A 16,923-nucleotide genomic window follows, 5' to 3' on the forward strand; every position below is an offset into this window, starting at 1 on the left:
CGTACTACCCGGCCGCGGTGCGCCGAAACGCCGCCGCCGACCGCGTCCCCGTACCGGTGGACCACCAGGTCCACCAACCGGGGTGGTCGCCGATCGGCCGCGCCGCCACCCCCGGCAGCGCGGCCAGCTCCCGGTGGAACGCCCCGGGGGCCAGCAGGTAGGGGGCCAGGAAGGCGGGCGCGGTGGTCGCCGCGACCTCGGCGGTGGTCGGGTGGGCGGTGGTCAGGTAGCTCGGGCCCAGCCGCTGCCGCAGGAGCCCGCCCAGCAGGTCGGCGGCGCGGCGCACGTCGGCGCGCGCCCGGGGGTCCGCCGACCCGGCGGCGCTGAACAGCACCGACCGGCCGGGACGCCACCCCACCTCGGCCAACCGGTCGCGCATCGCCGCCGCGAGTTCCGGCGCCGGACCGAGCGGGGCGGTGACCAGCACCCGCCGCCGCTCGGCGCCGAGCTGCTCGGGGAGGTCGGCGCGGACGTGGTAGCCGGCGGCCAGGAACGCGGGCAGCACCACGGCCGGACCGTCGATCTCCCGGAGCACCTCGCCCACCGACGGGCCGATCACGTCCACGTAGGCCGCCCGCACCGAGGTGGCCAGCCGGTCGGCGGCCGCGGCGGCGATCCGCTCGACGACGCGGGGCCCGGCCGGGTCGCGGGTCCCGTGCGCGACCAGCACCAGCGGCGGGTTCAGCGGCGTGCGGTGCATCGGGGTGCGTCCTCCATCGGTTCCAGCGGCAGCCGGTAGCCACGCTTGATCACGGTCTGCACCAGGTCGGCGGCGCCCAGCGCGGCGCGCAGCCGGGCGACCGCCTGCTCCACCGCGTGCTCGTCGACCGCGCGCCCGGGCGCGACCGCCGCCAGCGCGTCGGCCAGCGCGCGCCGCGAGACCACCCGCCCCGGCCGCTCGGCCAAGGCCGCCAGCAGCACGCGGGCCTGCGGGGCCAGCGGCCGGACGGTGCCGTCCACCAGCGCGGCGTGCCCGCGCAGTTGCAGCGACCGCCCGGCGACCGGCAGCACCGGGTGGCGGCGGGGCAGCGCCTCGCACAGCGCGCGCACCAGCGCGCCCAGCCGGTAGCGCGGCGGCACCACCGGGGCGATCCCGAGGTCGGCGAGCGGACCGCTGGTCACCGGGCCGACGCAGGCGGCGAGCACCGGCCCGGCCAGCGCGTCGAGCAGCGCCTCCTGTCGACCGCGCTCGGCGGCCAGGGCGAGCATCCCGGCCACGGCCGGCGCGCTGGTGAAGGTCACCGCGTCGACCTCGCCCGCGCAGATGGCGTCGAGCAGCTGCTCCAGCGCCGCGGGGTCGGCCGGTGCGGTCCAGCGGTACACCGGCACCTCGAGGACCTCCGCCCCGGCGCAGCGCAGCGCGTCGACGAAGTCCGGCAGCGGCTGCCCGTGCAGCTGCACCGCGATCCGGGTGCCCGCGGGGGCACCGCCGAGCAGGTGCGCCAGCAGTTCGCCGGACGATTCCGAGGCCGGTGACCACGGGTCGGGCAAACCGGCCGCGCGGACCGCCCCGCGCGCCTTGGGACCGCGCGCCAGCAGCCGGGCCCGGCCGAGGGCGTCGAGCAGCGCCGCGCCGATGCCCCAGCCTTCGGCGGCCTCGATCCAGCCCCGGAACCCGATGCCGGTGGTCGCCACCACCACGTCCGGCGGCGCGGCCAGGCATTGCCGGCTGATCCGGCGCAGCTCGGCGTCGTCGGCCAGCGGCAGGAGGCGCAGCGCCGGGGCGTGCACCACCCGCGCGCCCCGGCGCTCCAGCAGCGTGGCGAGCTCGTCGGCCCGCCGCGCGGCGGTGATCCCGATGGTGAACCCGGCCAGCGGTTCGGTCACGCGACTCCGATCTCGACGGCGGACTCCCGGCTGCGCACCGGATAGGTGGGCAGCCGCACGTCCGGGTCGTCCAGGCAGCGGCCGGTGCGCAGCGAGAACACCTGCTTGAGCATCGGCGAGGCCACGGTGGGCTCACCGGCCCGGTCGCCCACGATGCCGCGGCTGATCACCCCGGCACCGGAGAACGGGTCCACGTTGCCCACCGCGAACAGCTCGCCGTCGCCGGTCCGGAACAACGCCACGGGGTGCTCGCCGACCAGCGCGGGCAGCCCGCACTCGGGGGTCAGCAGGTCCAGTTCGCAGATGCGGTGCCAGTTCATGCGGGGGCCTCCTCGCGGATCCGGGGCAGCGGCAGCGGCACCGGCCCGTCGGGCCGGATCTGACCGCGCTCCTCGGTGAAGCGGATCGTCGGGTCGGGGGCGTCGGGGGCATTGACGAAGGAGACGAACCGGGCCAGCTTGGTCGGGTCCGCCAGCACCCCGGCCCACTCGTCGGAGTAGTTCTCGACGTGCCGGGCCATCGCGGCCTCCAGGTCGGCGGCGATGCCGAGGGAGTCCTCGACGACGACCTGCCGCACGTGGTCGATGCCGAGCGACTCGACCCAGGCCGAGGTGCGCTGCAACCGGTCGGCGGTGCGGATGTAGAACATCAGGAACCGGTCGATCACCCGGACGAGCCGCTCGTCGTCGAGATCGGCGGCCAGCAGCTCGGCGTGCCGGGGGGTGAACCCGCCGTTGCCGCCGACGTGGAGGTTCCAGCCGCGCTCGGTGGCGATCACGCCGAAGTCCTTGCCGCGGGCCTCGGCGCACTCGCGGGCGCAGCCGGACACCCCGGACTTGAGCTTGTGCGGGGCCCGCAGGCCGCGGTAGCGCAGTTCCAGCCGGATCGCCATCGTGACCGAGTCCTGCACCCCGTAGCGGCACCAGTCGTCGCCGACGCAGGACTTCACGGTGCGCAGCGCTTTGCCGTAGGCGTGACCGGACTCGAACCCGGCGTCGACGAGCCGCCGCCAGATCGCCGGGAGCTGCTCGACCCGGGCGCCGAACAGGTCGATCCGCTGGCCGCCGGTGATCTTGGTGTAGAGGCCGAACTCCCGGGCCACCTCGCCGAGCACGATCAGCCCCTCCGGGGTGATCTCCCCGCCGGGCACCCGGGGCACCACCGAATAGGTGCCGTTGCGCTGCATGTTCGCCAGGAACCGGTCGTTGGTGTCCTGCAGCGGCACCTGCTCGTCGGCCAGCACGTGCCCGCCGAGCCCGGCCAGGATCGAGGCCACCGCGGGCTTGCACAGGTCGCAGCCCCGCCCGGTGCCGTGCCGGGCGATCAGCTCGGAGAACGTGCCGATCCCGGTGGCCTGGACGATCTCGTACAACTCGGCGCGGGACTGGCTGAAGTGCTCGCACAGCGCCTTGCCCGCGGCCACCCCGCACTCGGCGAGCAGGCCGGCCAGCATCGGCACGCACGAGCCGCAGCTGGTGCCCGCCCCGGTGCAGGACTTGATCCCGGCGACGTCGATCAGCCCCCGGTCGGTGACCGCCGCGGTGATGTCCTGCTTGGTCACGTTGTTGCAGGAGCAGACCGTCGCCTCGGCGGGCAGGGGCGCGGCCTCGGCCCCGGAACCGGCGGGCAGCAGCAGCCGCTCCGGTGGACCGGGCAGCTCCCGGCCGACCAGCGGGCGCAGCGCCGGGTAGGCGCTCGCGTCGCCGACCAGCACGCCGCCGAGCAGCACCGAGGCGTCGTCGCCGAGCACCAGCTTGGCGTAGGTGCCCGCCGCGCCGTTGGCGTAGACGACCTCCAGCGCGCCTTCGGTGGTGGCGTGCACGTCGCCGAAGCTGGCCACGTCCACGCCGAGCAGCTTCAGCTTGGTCGACAGGTCCGCGCCGGGGAAGCTCGCGGTACCACCGAGGAGCTGCTCGGCCACCGCCTCGGCCATGCCGTAACCGGGCGCGACCAGCCCGTAGCAGCGCCCCTGGACCGCGGCGCACTCGCCGATGGCCCAGATGTGCTCGTCGTCGGTGCGGCAGTCCTCGTCGACGAGGAACCCGCCGCGCTCGCCGCGCGCGAGCCCCGCCGCCGCGGCCAGCTCATCGCGCGGGCGGACCCCGGCGGAGAACACCACCAGCCCGGTGCCGATGGTCGTGCCGTCCGCCAGCACCACCCCGGACACCCGACCTCCGCGTCCCTCGATCGACCGGGTGGCGGCACCGCGGTGCACGGTCACCCCCAGCTCCTCGACGAGCCGGGCGAGCACCTGCCCGCCGCCGTCGTCGACCTGCAGCGGCATCAGCCGGGGGGCCATCTCCACCACGTGCGGACGCATCTCCAGCAGCCGCAGCGCGTTGGCGGCCTCCAACCCGAGCAGGCCGCCGCCGATGACCACGCCCGCCTCCCCGGGCGCGGCGGCGTCGCGGATCGCGTCGAGGTCGTCGAGGGTCCGGTAGACGTGGCAGCCGTCGAGGTCGTGGCCCGGCACCGGCGGCACGAACGGCCGCGACCCGGTCGCCAGCACCAGCGCGTCGTAGTCCAGCTCGGCGCCGTCGGAGGTGGTGATCCGCCGCGCCCGGCGGTCGATCGCGGCCAGCGAGGTGCTCGCCCGCACCTCCACCAGCGGGTCCGGCCCCAGCGGGGCCAGGGTGAGGTCTTCGGCGCTCTTGCCGTCCAAGTAGGACGACAGGGCGACCCGGTCGTAGGCGTGGTGCGCTTCTTCCGAGAGCACCACGACCCGCCAGCTGCCCGCGGTGTCGCGCGACCGCAGCACCTCCAGCAGCCGGTGTCCGACCATGCCGTGTCCGGCGATGACGAGCGTGCGCATCACGCTGCTCCCTCCTCGATCCCGTCGTGGTCGCGCAACCGGTCGCACAGCCGCGCGACCTCCTCGGTGCAGCCGCCGCAACCGGTGGTCGCGCGGGTGGTGCGGGCCAGCTCGGCGACCGAGCGGGCCCCGGAGCGCCACGCGGCGACCAGGGCGTCCCGGGTGACGGCGTTGCAGTGGCAGAGCACCGGCGGGGCGGTGACCCGCCCAGTACCGGTCGTCGCAGTACCGGTCGTCGCGGTGCCGGTCGCGGCGGGCCCGCCCAGCAGCAGCGCCAGCCGGTCGGCGGGCAGCGGCAGGCCGCGGTCGTGCAACTGGGTGAGCGCGGCGATGGCGCGGGGGAACCCGAGCAGCACCCCGCCGGTGATCCGCTCGTCGTGCACGGTCACGGTGGCGTAGCGGCCCCGCGCCGGGTCCGACAGCGCGACCACCTCGGCCGCCGGATCGGCCCGCCGCTCGGCCGGCCCGAGGGAGACCAGGTCGATCCCCCGGGCCCGCAGCCGGGTCATCTCCCGGCCGGGCCGGTAGCGCTGGTCCGCGCCGGTCAGCAGCCCGGCCAGCACGTCGGCCTGCCGCCACGCCGGTTCGAGCTGCCCGGTCAGCACGCCGGCGTGCTCGGCGCAGTCGCCCAGGGCGCGGATCCGCGGGTCGGCGGTGCGCAGTTCGTCGTCGACGACCACGCCGCGGCGCACCGCCAGCCCGGCCCGCTCGGCCAATCCCACCTCGGCGGCGGTGCCCGCGCAGACCACCACCCGCTCGGCCGGGACCGCGGTGCCGTCGTCGAGCAGCAGTTCCCCGGGCCGGTGGCCGACGGCGCGACGCCGCAGCGCCAGGTCCACGCCGAGCTGGCCGAGCCGGTCGGCGAGCAGTCGCCCGGCGGTGGCGTCGAGCAGCCGGTCCATCAGGCCGGGTCCGGGATGCACCAGGGTCACGTCGAGGCCCCGGGCCCGCAGCGCCACCGCGGTCTCGACCCCGAGGACGCCGCCGCCGAGCACCGCGACGGGTCCGGCCCCCGCCGCCAGCCAGGTGGCGTCCGGCAGCGTCCGCAGCGGGCGCACCCGGTCCGGTGTCGCGCCGGGCAGCTCCGGTTGCCGGGCCCGCGCCCCGGTGGCCAGCACCAGCACGTCGTAGGGGTGCTCGTCGCCGGAGGCGGTGCGCACCACCCGCCGGTCGCGGTCCAGCTCCGCGGCGATCGCCCCCGCGTGCACCTCGGCCGCGGGCGCGGGCAGCGCCAGGTCCGCACCGCGCAGCGTGCCGTCCACGACCGAGCCGAGCAGCACCCGGTGGTAGCCCGGGCGGGGCTCGGCGCCGAGCACCGCGACCGCGCCGTCGAAACCGCCCGCGCGCAGCCCGGCGACCAGCCGGTGCGCGGCGGGTCCACCGCCGACCACCACCACGCGCGTCATGCCCGCACCTCCGGTTCGAGGCGCACCGCGCTGACCTTGAACTCCGGCATCCGGCTGCGCGGGTCCAGGGCGTCGCCGGTGAGCAGGTTCGCGCGGCCGTCGCCGGGGAAGTGGAACGGCAGGAAGACGGTGTCCGAGCGCAGGGTGCCCACCAGCCGCACGCGGGCCAGCGCGGTGCCCCGCGCCGAGCTGACCCGGGCCAGCGCGCCCTCGACGAGACCGGCCCGGCGCGCGGTGTCCGGGTGCACCTCGACGAACGGCTCCGGGGCCGCCGCCACCAGTTCGGGGACTCGCCGGGTCTGCGCGCCGGACTGGTACTGCGCCAGCACCCGGCCGGTGGTGGCGGTCAGCGGGTACCGGGCGTCGGGCAGCTCGGCGGCGTCCCGGTGCTCGACGGCGGCGAACCGCGCCCGCCCGTCGGGGTGGGCGAAGCCGTCCAGGAACAGCCGGGGGGTGCCGGGATGCGCCTCGTCCGGGCACGGCCAGTGCAGCGCCTCCCCGGCGTCGAGGCGTTCGTAGCTGATCCCCGAGTAGTCGGCGCCGCCGCCCGCCGAGGCGCGGCGCAGCTCCTCGAAGACCTCCTTCGGCGTGGTGGGGTAGCGGTGGCCGGGCTGGCCGAGCCGGGTGGCCAGGCCGTGCAGCACCTCGAGGTCGCTGCGGGCGTGCCCCGGCGGCGGCTGCAACCGGCGGCGGCGCAACACCCGGCCTTCGAGGTTGGTCATGGTGCCGTCCTCCTCGGCCCACTGGGTCACCGGCAGCACCACGTCGGCGAGCTGCGCGGTCTCGGACGGCACCACGTCGGCCACCACCAGCAGGTCCAGCGCGGCCAGCCGGTCGGCGACGTGCGCCGCGCGGGGTGCCGAGACCACCGGGTTCGAGCCGAACACCAGCAGGGCGCGCGGGCCGTCCTCGGTACCCAGCGCGTCGAGCAGCTCGTAGGCGCTGCGCCCCGGCCCGGGCAGGTCCGCCGGCGCCACGCCCCACACCGAGGAGACGTGCGCGCGGGCCGCCGGGTCGCCGATCGAGCGGTAACCGGGGAGCTGGTCGGCCTTCTGGCCGTGCTCCCGGCCGCCCTGGCCGTTGCCCTGGCCGGTCAGGCACCCGTAGCCGCTGCCGACGCGACCGGGCAGGCCCAGCGCCAGCGCGAGGTTGATGAAGGCCGCCGCGGTGTCGGTGCCCTTGCTGTGCTGCTCGGCGCCGCGACCGGTGAGCACGTAGGCGCGTTCGGCGTCGGCGAGCATCCGCACCGCCGCGCGCTGGTCGGCCGCCGGCACCCCGGTGGTCCGCTCGACCCGCTCCGGCCACCACCCCGCGGCGGCCTGCCAGGACTCGGCGAAACCGGAGGTGCGCGCCGCGACGTAGTCCCGGTCGAGCAGGCCGTCGGTCACCGCCACGTGCAGCAGGCCGAGGGCCAGCGCGAGGTCGGTGCCCGGTGCCGGTTGCAGGTGCAGTGCGGCGCGTTCGGCGGTCGCCGTCCGGCGGGGATCGAGGACCACCAGGTCCGGGGCGCCGAGGTGCCGCATCAGCGGCGGCATCGTCTCGGCCGGGTTGGACCCCGCCAGCAGCACGACGTCGGCCGCGCCGAGGTCGGTGACCGGGAACGGCAGCCCCCGGTCCAGCCCGAACGCCGCCCCGCCCGCGGCGGCCGCCGCGGACATGCAGAACCGGCCGTTGTAGTCGATCTGGCTGGTGCCCAGCGCCAGCCGGGCGAACTTGCCGAGCAGGTAGGCCTTCTCGTTGGTCAGGCCACCGCCGCCGAACACCGCGACCGCGTCCGCGCCGCGGCTGCGCCGCACCCGGGTGATCCCGTCGGCGATCACGTCGAGCGCACCGGACCAGTCGGTGGGTCGCAGCCGCCCGCCGCGGCGGACCAGCGGGTGGTGCAGCCGGTCGGCGGCGGTCAGCACCGCCGGAGCCGTCCAGCCCTTCTGGCACAGGCCGCCCTGGTTGACCGGGAAGTCCGCGTCCGGCCGCACCGCGACCCCGGCGCGCTCCCGGGTCAGCCGGGTGCCGCACTGCAGCGCGCAGTAGGGGCAGTGGGTGGCCACCGTCCGCAGTCGCTCAGGCACCGGCCACCTCCCGGACGGCCACCGCCGGGCGGCGCAGGTAGCAGGCCCAGGTCAGCACCACGCAGCCGAGGTAGCAGACCAGGAACGCGACGAACGCGAGGTCGCCGGCGGCGGCCGGGCCGCCGTAGGAGGCGCGGAAGGCCAGGTTGATGAGCACCCCGCCGAGCCCGCCGACGGCCCCGGCGATGCCGATCACCGCGCCGGAGAGCCGGCGCGCCTCGGCGAACGCCGCTCCGGCGTCGGCTCCGGCGGTGACCCGCGCCGCGGCCCGCTCGGCGAACACCGCCGGGATCATCTTGTACACCGAGCCGTTGCCCAGGCCGCTGAGCACGAACAGCGCGGTGAACGCCGCCAGGAACAGGCCGAACGACCCCTGCCCGGAGGCGACCAGCAGCAGCGCGGTCCCGGCGGCCATGCCGAGGAAGTTGCAGCACGTCACCCCGGCGCCGCCGAAGCGGTCCGCCAGCGCCCCGCCCAGCGGCCGGGCCAGCGAACCCAGCAGCGGCCCGAGGAAGGTGCAGCCGGCCGCCTGCAAGGCGCTGAAGCCGAACTGGTTCTGCAGCACCAGCCCGAAGGCGAACCCGTAACCGATGAACGAGCCGAAGGTGCCGATGTAGAGCAGCGAGAGCCACCAGGTGTGCGGTTCGCGCACCGCCTCGCGCTGCGCGCCCGGGGCCCCGCGCACCACGTCCAGATTGTCCATCCCCAGCGCCGCGGCCAGCGCCGCCAGCACGATCAGCGGCAGGTAGACCGCCGCGACGTAGGCGGGGCTTGTGCTGCCCGCGGTGGCGATCACCAGCAGCGCCACCAGCTGGATCACCGCCACGCCGAGGTTGCCGCCGCCCGCGTTGAGCCCCAGCGCCCAGCCCTGGTGCCTGCGCGGGAAGAAGTGCGCGATGTTGGTCATCGACGAGGCGAAGTTGCCGCCGCCGAGCCCGGTCAGCGCGCCGATCAGCAGGAACACCCACAGCGGCGTGCCCGGCTGCCGCACGAAGTGCAGCGCGAGCAGGGTCGGCACCAGCAGGACGGCGGTGGACAGCACCGTCCAGTTCCGCCCGCCGAAGCGGGCCACCGCCGCGCTGTAGGGCAACCGGAGCAGCGAGCCGACCAGCGTCGGGACGCACACCAGCAGGTACTTCTCCCCGGCGGTGAAGCCCAGGCCGATCTCCGGGGACAGGAACAGCACCATGACCGACCAGATGCTCCACACCGAGAAGCCGAGGTGCTCGGAGAGCACCGACAGCGCCAGGTTGCGCCGGGCGATGCGCTTGCCGCTGCGCTCCCAGAACTCCTCGTCCTCGGGGTCCCAGCCGCTGATCCAGCGGCCCGGCCTGGGCGGTGGGTGCACCGTGGTGGTCACGATCGGTCCTCCTCGAACTGCGGGCTCACCGACCGTAGGAAGGGGCTGTTGCGCCGATGGGCCGCTGCGGTTACCGAGGTGAAAAGGGAGCTTCACAACGACCGCGTCCCGCCTGGTGAGGGGCCCTGGTGGCCGAGTACCACCCGGACGTGGGACGGTGGAGGAGTGCGAGCTGGCGGTGCGGACGACTCCGCGGACGGGACCGTCCTGAGCGGTCCGGAGGGGCGACGGGCCCGGGAACTGGTCGGCGCGGCGCGCCGGATCACCGCGTTGACCGGGGCAGGGGTCTCCACGGCTTCCGGCATCCCCGACTTCCGCGGGCCCAACGGGGTGTGGACCAAGGACCCGACGGCGCAACGGCTCAGCGACATCGACAGCTACCTCGCCGATCCGCAGGTGCGGGTGGACGCGTGGCGCAGCCGCGCCGAGCACCCGGTGTGGGCGGCCGAGCCCAACCCCGCGCACCGCGCGTTCGCCGACCTCGCCGCCTCCGGCAGGCTCGGATCGCTGCTGACCCAGAACATCGACGAGCTGCACCAGCGCGGCGGGCTGGACCGCGACCAGGTGCTGGAGCTGCACGGGTCGATGCTGCGGGTGGTGTGCCTGGACTGCGGGGCGGCCAGTTCGATGCGCTCGGTGCTGCGCCGGGTCGCCGAGGGCGAGGCCGACCCGCCGTGCCCGCACTGCGGCGGCATCCAGAAGTCGGCGACGATCTCGTTCGGCCAGGCCCTGGACGCCGACGTGCTGCGCGCGGCCCGCCGCGCCGCCCTGGACTGCGATCTGTTCCTGGCCGCGGGCACCTCCCTGACGGTGCAGCCCGCGGCGGCCTTCGCCGAGCTCGCCGTGAAGGCGGGCGCCCGCCTGGTCGTCTGCAACGCCGAACCCACCCCCTACGACGAGCTGGCCGACGCGGTGCTGCGCGGACCGCTCGACGAGGTGCTGCCCGCGCTGGCCGCCGTGCCGCCCGCTGAGCACGCCGCCCCGCTGCGGACCTGGGGGGACCCCAGCACCTGGCGGTGACGACCCGCCCGCGTGACCCGAGTGGCTGATGTTGGCCGCTGTGCCCGGGGGACGAGTGGCGAGCTCCGGGACCTGGCCGCAGAGTGCGAACCGTCCGGGCAGATTCCGCCCGCGCCGGTCCGCGCCGGCGCGGAGTCCAGCAGGGGGTGACGGCCCGTGGGGCCTCAGCGCGCACTGGCCACGATCGCGCTCGTCGCGGCGGTGGGCGCCGCGCTACCCGCCACCGGCGCGTCGGCGCCGCCGAACCCGAGCGACGCCGAGATCGAGGCGGGCCGGGCCCGCGCCGAACGCACCGCCGGGGAGGCCGGGCGCCTCACCCACCAGCTCGCCGCCGCCGAGACCCGGCTGATGGACCTGCGCGCCCGGGTCGCGCTGGCGATGGAGGACGCGAACAAGGCCCGGGTCGACCTGCAGCGCGCCGAGCGGGCGCACCGCGACGCCCGGTACGCGGCGACCTCCGCGGCGCGCGAGGCGACGGCCGCGGCCGCGGAGGTCGACCGGCAGCGGGGCCGCCTCGACGAGATCGCCGCGGGCAGCTACCGCCAGGGCAGCAGGCTCGGTTCGGTGACCGCGTTCTTCGGCTCCCGCTCACCCGCGGAGGTGCTGGAGCGCGCCACGCTGCTCGACCTCGTCAGCCGCGACCAGCTCGACGTGCTCGACGACCTGGAACGGGCCCGCATCGAACGGGTCAACAAGGATTCGCTGGCGCGCGAGGCGGTGCAGCGGGCGGAAGCGGCGGCGGCGGTCGCCGAGCGGTCGCGCGCCGCGGCGGTGGCCGCCGAACGCGCCGCGATCGACGCCCGCAACGGCCAGGTCGAGCGGGCCCGCCAGGTGCGGGCCGACAAGAGCGCCGTCGAGTCGCGCCTGGCCGCGGTGCGGGGCCGGGTCAGCGGGATGGAGCAGCAGCGCGACCGCTACCGGGAGTGGGCCGCGGCGCAGGCGGCGCCCGCTCCGGCGGCGCCGCCGTCCACCACCGAGTCCTCGGGTTCCTCGGCGCCGTCCAGCAGCGCGGTCGAGGTCGTCGTCCAGCGCGCGCTGTCCCAGGTCGGAGTGCCCTACGCCTGGGGCGGCGGCAACGCCGGCGGACCGACCCGGGGCATCCGCGACGGCGGGGTCGCCGACGCCCACGGCGACTACCGCAAGACGGGTTTCGACTGCTCCGGGCTGATGATCTACGCCTTCGCCGGGGTCGGGATCGAGCTCGCGCACTACAGCGGGTACCAGTACCGGTCCGGGGAGCAGGTCCCGCTGTCCCGGATGCAGCGCGGCGACATGCTGTTCTGGCAGACCGGTGGCCGCATCCACCACGTCGCCCTCTACCTCGGTGGCGGGAAGATGGTCGAGGCGCCGTACTCGGGCTCGCACGTGCGGGTCGCCCCGGTGCGCTACGGCGGGATCGCGCCGTACGCGGTGCGCCTGCTCTGATCCGCCGCCGGGCTAGGATCGCGGCCGTGACCGACGTCGATCCCCGCGAGCCGGCGATGGCCGCCGTGGTGCTGGCCGGCGGGCGGGCCCGGCGGCTCGGCGGGGTGGACAAGGTGCTGCTGCCGGTGGGGGCGGCGACGCTGCTGGACCGGGTGCTCGGCGCGGTCGCCGGTTCCGCCCCGATCGTCGTGGTCGGTCCGCGGCGCGCGACCGGCGCCCCGGTGCTGTGGACCCGGGAGGAACCGCCGGGCGGCGGACCGCTGGCGGGGCTGGCCGCCGGGCTCCGGTGGGTGCCCGGGACCGCGGAGTTCGTGGCCGTGCTCGCCGCCGATCACCCGCACGTGACCGCCGCTACGGTCGACCGGTTGCGCCGGTCGGTGGGGGAGCGACCCGGCGCGGTGCTCGTCGATCCCGGCGACCGGCCGCAGTGGCTCATCGGGGTGTGGCGGACCGCCGCGCTGCGCGCCGCGATGCCCGCCGATCCCGCGGGCGGATCGCTGCGCTCGGCGGTCGCCGGACTCGATCCGGTGCTGGTGCCCGACGTGGCGGGGGAGTCCGCCGACGTGGACACCCCGGACGATCTGCGGCGCGCTCGCGACCGCTGAGGACCTGCCCGGCATCCTGCGCAGTCCCTGACCGCTGCTCGGCCGCGACGGTTGATTTTGCCATATCGATGGCTTCAGTGTCGACTAAAAATAATCACCGGTTCCCTCGCTTCACAGCGGTCACACCACCCGTGCGGTGAAGTGGGGACGTGCGGCCGTCGCCCCGTCACGTCCAAGTCGGCGGCACGTGCCAGGATCGTGGGGAAGAACTCGTCACCGGCTGTGCCGGTTGCCCGCTCGGCTGAACAGGAGGCCTCAGACGTGACCGACGCCGGCAGCGGTGAGGGCGGGCTGCCCCGCCCCGCGGACCAGGTGAGCACCCCGGCGCGGGACGCGCAGTTGCTGGAGCGCACCGTCTTCGAGGTCAAGCGGGTGATCGTCGGGCAGGACCGGCTGGTCGAGCGGATGCTCGTCGGCCTCCTGTCCAAGGGCCACATCCTGCTCGAAGGCGTGCCCGGCGTGGCCAAGACGCTGGCCGTGGAGACCTTCGCCCGGGTCGTCGGGGGCTCGTTCTCCCGGTTGCAGTTCACCCCCGACCTGGTGCCCTCCGACATCCTCGGCACCCGCATCTACCGGCAGGGCAGCGAGCGGTTCGACGTCGAGCTCGGTCCGGTGCTGGCCAACTTCGTGCTGGCCGACGAGATCAACCGCGCCCCGGCAAAGGTCCAGTCCGCGCTGCTGGAGGTGATGGCCGAGCGGCACGTCTCGATCGGCGGCCAGAGCTTCCCGATGCCCTCGCCGTTCCTGGTGCTGGCCACCCAGAACCCGATCGAGAACGAGGGCGTGTACCCGCTGCCGGAGGCGCAGCGGGACCGCTTCCTGTTCAAGCTGCCCGTCGAGTACCCCTCCGCGGAGGAGGAGCGCGAGATCATCTACCGGATGGGCGTGAGCACCCCGGAACCGAACCCGGTGCTCGACCCGGACGAGCTGATCCGGTTGCAGCAGGTCGCCTCGACGGTGTTCGTGCACCACGCGCTGGTGGACTACGTGGTCCGGCTCGTGGTGGCCACCCGGCTGCCCAACGACCACGGCCTGTCCGACATCGCGGGCTGGGTCTCCTACGGCGCCTCGCCCCGCGCCAGCCTCGGCGTGGTCTCGGCCGCCCGCGCGCTGGCCCTGGTCCGCGGCCGGGACTACGTGCTCCCGCAGGACGTGGTGGACGTGGTCCCGGACGTGCTGCGGCATCGGCTGGTGCTGTCCTACGACGCGCTGGCCGACGGCATCCCGGTCGACCACATCGTCAACCGGGTGCTGCAGACCGTGCCGCTGCCGCAGGTGTCGGCGCGGCCCCAGGCCGGTCCGTCGCCGGTGCCGTCCGGGCCGGTCGGCTACGGCCAGCCCGCCGGGCCGCACCACCCGCAGGCGTGAGGGGCGCAGCAGCGGTGCAGGCAGCACGCCCGTCCGACGAAGAACGTCCCCCGTGGGCCCCGCCCGCCCTCGACCACGGCCGCATGGAGGTGGCGCTGCGCTCGCTGGAACTGGCGGTGCGCGGTCGCCTCGACGGCCTGCTCCAGGGCAACCACCTCGGCCTGGTGCCCGGGCCGGGCACCGAGCCCGGTGAGGCGCGCGGCTACCAGCCCGGCGACGACGTGCGCCGGATGGACTGGGCCGTCACCGCCCGGACCGGGGATCCGCACATCCGGCAGACCGTCGCGGACCGGGAGCTGGAGACCTGGGCGGCGGTGGACCTGTCCCCGTCGCTGGACTTCGGTTCCGGGGCCTGCGACAAGCGGGAGCTGGCCGTCGCGGCGCTGGCCGCGGTGGCGCACCTGACCAGCGGCAGCGGCAACCGGATCGGTGCCGTCGTGGACAACGGCACCGGGCCGGTCCGGATGCCCGCGCAGGGCGGTCGCGCGGGATCGCGGGCGCTGCTCAAGCGGGTCGCCGGGACGCCCCGCGCGGCGGAGGGCACCCGGGGCGATCTCGGCGGTCTGCTGGAGGCGATGCGCCGTCCACCGCGCCGCCGCGGGCTCGCCGTGGTGATCTCGGACTTCCTCGGTCCCACCGGGTGGCAGCGCGCGTTGCGGGGGCTCGGCACGCGGCATTCGCTGCTGGCGATCGAGGTGCTCGACCCGCGCGACGTGGAACTGCCCGACGTGGGGACCGTGGTGCTGTCCGATCCGGAGACCGGCAAGCAGCGCGAGGTGCACACCTCCGCGTTGCTGCGCAAGGAGTTCGCCGCGGCCGCCGCCGCGCACCGCGACGAGGTGGCCACCGCGCTGCGCCGGGCGGGGTGCGCGCACCTGGTGCTGCGCACCGACTCGGACTGGATCGCCGACGTCGTGCGCTTCGTGGTCGCCCGCAAGCGCGGTTGGTCCGGAGGTGGGGTGTGATGCCGGTGCTGGGCGGGTTCACCTCGCCGTGGTGGTTGCTGCTGCTCGTCGTGGTCGCCGCGCTGGTCGCGGGCTACGTGTGGGCGTTGCGGCGGCGGCGCCGGGAGGCGTTGCGGTTCAGCAACATGGAGGTGCTCGACCGGGTCGCCGCCAAGCGCCAGGGCTGGTCGAAGCACGTGCCGCCCGCGCTGCTCGCGGTGGCGCTGCTGCTGCTCACGGTCGCGCTGTCCGGGCCGACGGCGGAGCAGCGCATCCCGCGCAACCGGGCGACGGTGATGCTCACCATCGACGTGTCGCTGTCCATGAAGGCCCGGGACGTGGAGCCGAACCGGCTGGAGGCGGCCAAGGCGGCGGCCAAGGAGTTCGCCGACGAGCTGACCCCGGGCATCAACCTGGGCCTGGTGTCGTTCGCGGGCACCGCCACGGTGCTGGTGATGCCCACGACCGACCGGGCGAGTGTCAAGCAGGCCATCGACGGCATGAAGCTGGCCGAGGCCACCGCGACCGGGGACGGCATCAACGCCTCCATGTCGGCCATCGACTCCTTCGGCAAGATGGTCGGCGGTCCCGCGGGGGCGCCGCCGGCGCGGATCGTGCTGATGGCCGACGGCGGACAGACCATCCCGCGCGACCTCGAGGCGCCGCGCGGCGCGTACACGAAGGCCGAGGAGGCCAAGCGCGCGGGCATCCCGATCTCGACGATCTCCTTCGGCACCCGCCACGGCAGCATCGAGATCGAGGGCGAGCAGGAGTGGGTCGAGGTCGACGACGAGGCGATGCGCGAGATCGCCGAGCTCTCCGGCGGCGAGTTCCACAAGGCCGCCAGCGCCGAGCAGCTCCGCGAGGTCTACGACACCCTCGGCGAGCAGATCGGCTACGAGATCAAGCGCACCGACGCCAGCAAACCGTGGCTGGTGCTCGGCACGCTCAGCGCGATCGTCGCGGCCGCGATCTCGATGTTCTTCGGCAGACGGCTGCCCTGACCGCCGCCCGGAGGCCGTGCCGGGCGGCGGTCGCGGGTCAGCTCCCGTCGGCCTGGGCCTGGGCCTGGGCGCGGACCTGGTCCATGTCGAGGTCGCGGGCCTGCCGGATCAGGTCCTCGAAGGCGTGCTGCGGCGGGGCACCGGCCTGCTGGAACACCAGCACGCCGCCCCGGATGATCGCCAGCGTCGGGATCGACTGCACCTGGAAGGCCCCGGCCAGCCGCGGCTGGGCCTCGGTGTCGACCTTGGCGAACACGATGTCCTCGTGGGTCTCCGAGCTGCTCTCGAAGACCGGCGCGAACTGGCGGCACGGGCCGCACCAGTCGGCCCAGAAGTCGATGACGACGAAGTTGTCTGCCACGACCTCGTCGAAGTTCTCGGCGGTCAGCTCGACGGTGGCCATGCGGCTCCTCCCTGCGACGGTGTTCGTGCCGGGAACACCGCGGTGGGCCCTCGGCATTCCCGGCGGGCGCGGGTACGGCCCGTCAGCCGGCGGGCTGGCGGCGCGGCACCATCAGGGCGTAGATCACCAGGATCGACATGGCGATGATCAACGTCGACAGGATCGGGAAGGTGGCGAGGAAGGCCATGTGCCCGATCGCGCACACGGCCGCCAACCCGACGCCGACGGCCCGCGCCCAGGTCTGCCCGGACATCGCCGCCGCTCCCGCGGCGAGCTGGACGATGCCGAGCACGCCGAGGATCCAGCCCCAGGTGGTGAAGTTGAAGATCAGCAGCTCGTCGGCGCCGAGCAGGTAGTACTCCGGCCGGAAGAACGAGGTGAGGGCGCTGATCACGTTGAACGCGCCGAGCAGCACCAGCACCGAGCCGCCGAACGCCGCCCACCCCGACATCGACGTCGCGCGCTGCGGGGCCGACATGGCCCACGCCCCTTCCTCTTGGCGGCTCTCCCGCCGGGTACCGCGGTCCGCCTGCTCGGTGGTCCCGGCCCGGCCGGTGTCCGCAGCGGTCTGCTCGTGCCCGGGTGTGGATTCCGGTCGTGTCATGTTGTCCCCCTGGCTTCGGTTCGACCTGGTGCGACGGTCTCGCGGGGCGCGAGGGGAACGGAGGAGGCGAAGGTCC

Annotated in this window: 15 protein-coding genes; 6 read left to right on the forward strand and 9 right to left on the reverse strand. The window is 75.4% G+C overall.

Annotated features, from left to right (window positions below):
- Positions 1 to 4 precede the first annotated feature (4 nt).
- The 7 genes from ACQP0T_RS13780 to ACQP0T_RS13810 are packed head-to-tail and all read right to left on the reverse strand — an operon-like array spanning position 5 to position 9,474.
- Complete coding sequence (locus ACQP0T_RS13780; RefSeq protein ID WP_433873495.1) at positions 5 to 700, reverse strand: sirohydrochlorin chelatase; 696 nt, start codon at positions 698 to 700, stop codon at positions 5 to 7.
- Positions 682 to 1,827, reverse strand: a complete 1,146-nt coding sequence (locus ACQP0T_RS13785; RefSeq protein WP_433873497.1) for a uroporphyrinogen-III synthase — start codon at positions 1,825 to 1,827, stop codon at positions 682 to 684. Before ACQP0T_RS13785 ends, ACQP0T_RS13780 begins: the two co-directional genes overlap by 19 nt.
- Positions 1,824 to 2,147: a nitrite reductase small subunit NirD gene (gene nirD, locus ACQP0T_RS13790; protein WP_433873499.1), complete on the reverse strand. Its 324-nt coding sequence runs from the start codon at positions 2,145 to 2,147 to the stop codon at positions 1,824 to 1,826. Before nirD ends, ACQP0T_RS13785 begins: the two co-directional genes overlap by 4 nt.
- Entirely contained in the window at positions 2,144 to 4,642 is a 2,499-nt protein-coding gene (nirB, locus tag ACQP0T_RS13795) for a nitrite reductase large subunit NirB (protein WP_433873501.1), read from the reverse strand. The genes nirD and nirB overlap by 4 nt, the downstream gene beginning before the upstream one ends.
- Positions 4,639 to 6,045 (reverse strand): FAD-dependent oxidoreductase, encoded by a 1,407-nt coding sequence (locus ACQP0T_RS13800; RefSeq protein WP_433873502.1) that lies wholly within the window; start codon positions 6,043 to 6,045, stop codon positions 4,639 to 4,641. Before ACQP0T_RS13800 ends, nirB begins: the two co-directional genes overlap by 4 nt.
- Complete coding sequence (locus ACQP0T_RS13805) at positions 6,042 to 8,114, reverse strand: molybdopterin oxidoreductase family protein (RefSeq protein ID WP_433873504.1); 2,073 nt, start codon at positions 8,112 to 8,114, stop codon at positions 6,042 to 6,044. Before ACQP0T_RS13805 ends, ACQP0T_RS13800 begins: the two co-directional genes overlap by 4 nt.
- Positions 8,107 to 9,474, reverse strand: a complete 1,368-nt coding sequence (locus ACQP0T_RS13810; protein ID WP_433873506.1) for an MFS transporter — start codon at positions 9,472 to 9,474, stop codon at positions 8,107 to 8,109. Before ACQP0T_RS13810 ends, ACQP0T_RS13805 begins: the two co-directional genes overlap by 8 nt.
- Positions 9,475 to 9,714: 240 nt before the next feature.
- On the opposite strand from ACQP0T_RS13810, the gene ACQP0T_RS13815 reads away from it, so the two are divergent.
- The 6 genes from ACQP0T_RS13815 to ACQP0T_RS13840 all read left to right on the forward strand — a co-directional run bounded on the left by ACQP0T_RS13815 (position 9,715) and on the right by ACQP0T_RS13840 (position 15,840).
- Positions 9,715 to 10,494, forward strand: coding sequence for an SIR2 family NAD-dependent protein deacylase (locus ACQP0T_RS13815; protein ID WP_433873710.1), 780 nt, complete (start codon positions 9,715 to 9,717; stop codon positions 10,492 to 10,494).
- A gap of 156 nt (positions 10,495 to 10,650) precedes the next feature.
- Positions 10,651 to 11,919 carry an NlpC/P60 family protein gene (locus tag ACQP0T_RS13820; protein ID WP_433873508.1) on the forward strand — a complete coding sequence of 423 codons (1,269 nt, stop codon included), beginning with the start codon at positions 10,651 to 10,653 and terminating at the stop codon, positions 11,917 to 11,919.
- Positions 11,920 to 11,945: 26 nt separating this feature from the next.
- Positions 11,946 to 12,524, forward strand: a complete 579-nt coding sequence (gene mobA, locus ACQP0T_RS13825) for a molybdenum cofactor guanylyltransferase (RefSeq protein ID WP_433873509.1) — start codon at positions 11,946 to 11,948, stop codon at positions 12,522 to 12,524.
- Between the two features lie 261 nt (positions 12,525 to 12,785).
- Entirely contained in the window at positions 12,786 to 13,892 is a 1,107-nt protein-coding gene (locus tag ACQP0T_RS13830; protein ID WP_433873511.1) for an AAA family ATPase, read from the forward strand.
- 83 nt (positions 13,893 to 13,975) lie between these two features.
- On the forward strand, positions 13,976 to 14,857 hold the full coding sequence (locus tag ACQP0T_RS13835; RefSeq protein ID WP_345366862.1) for a DUF58 domain-containing protein: 882 nt from the start codon (positions 13,976 to 13,978) through the stop codon (positions 14,855 to 14,857).
- Positions 14,857 to 15,840 carry a VWA domain-containing protein gene (locus ACQP0T_RS13840; protein WP_433873512.1) on the forward strand — a complete coding sequence of 328 codons (984 nt, stop codon included), beginning with the start codon at positions 14,857 to 14,859 and terminating at the stop codon, positions 15,838 to 15,840. Before ACQP0T_RS13835 ends, ACQP0T_RS13840 begins: the two co-directional genes overlap by 1 nt.
- A gap of 37 nt (positions 15,841 to 15,877) precedes the next feature.
- Here ACQP0T_RS13840 and trxA read toward each other — a convergent pair whose 3' ends face one another.
- The gene (gene trxA / locus ACQP0T_RS13845; RefSeq protein ID WP_433873514.1) at positions 15,878 to 16,243 is read right to left on the reverse strand and encodes a thioredoxin; all 366 of its coding nucleotides are present in this window, start codon (positions 16,241 to 16,243) and stop codon (positions 15,878 to 15,880) included.
- A gap of 82 nt (positions 16,244 to 16,325) precedes the next feature.
- Positions 16,326 to 16,847 carry a DUF7144 family membrane protein gene (locus ACQP0T_RS13850; protein ID WP_433873515.1) on the reverse strand — a complete coding sequence of 174 codons (522 nt, stop codon included), beginning with the start codon at positions 16,845 to 16,847 and terminating at the stop codon, positions 16,326 to 16,328.
- Positions 16,848 to 16,923: the final 76 nt, after the last annotated feature.

Source organism: Saccharopolyspora sp. CA-218241 (genome assembly GCF_050954615.1).
In the GTDB taxonomy this organism is placed as follows: Bacteria; Actinomycetota; Actinomycetes; order Mycobacteriales; family Pseudonocardiaceae; genus Saccharopolyspora; species Saccharopolyspora cebuensis.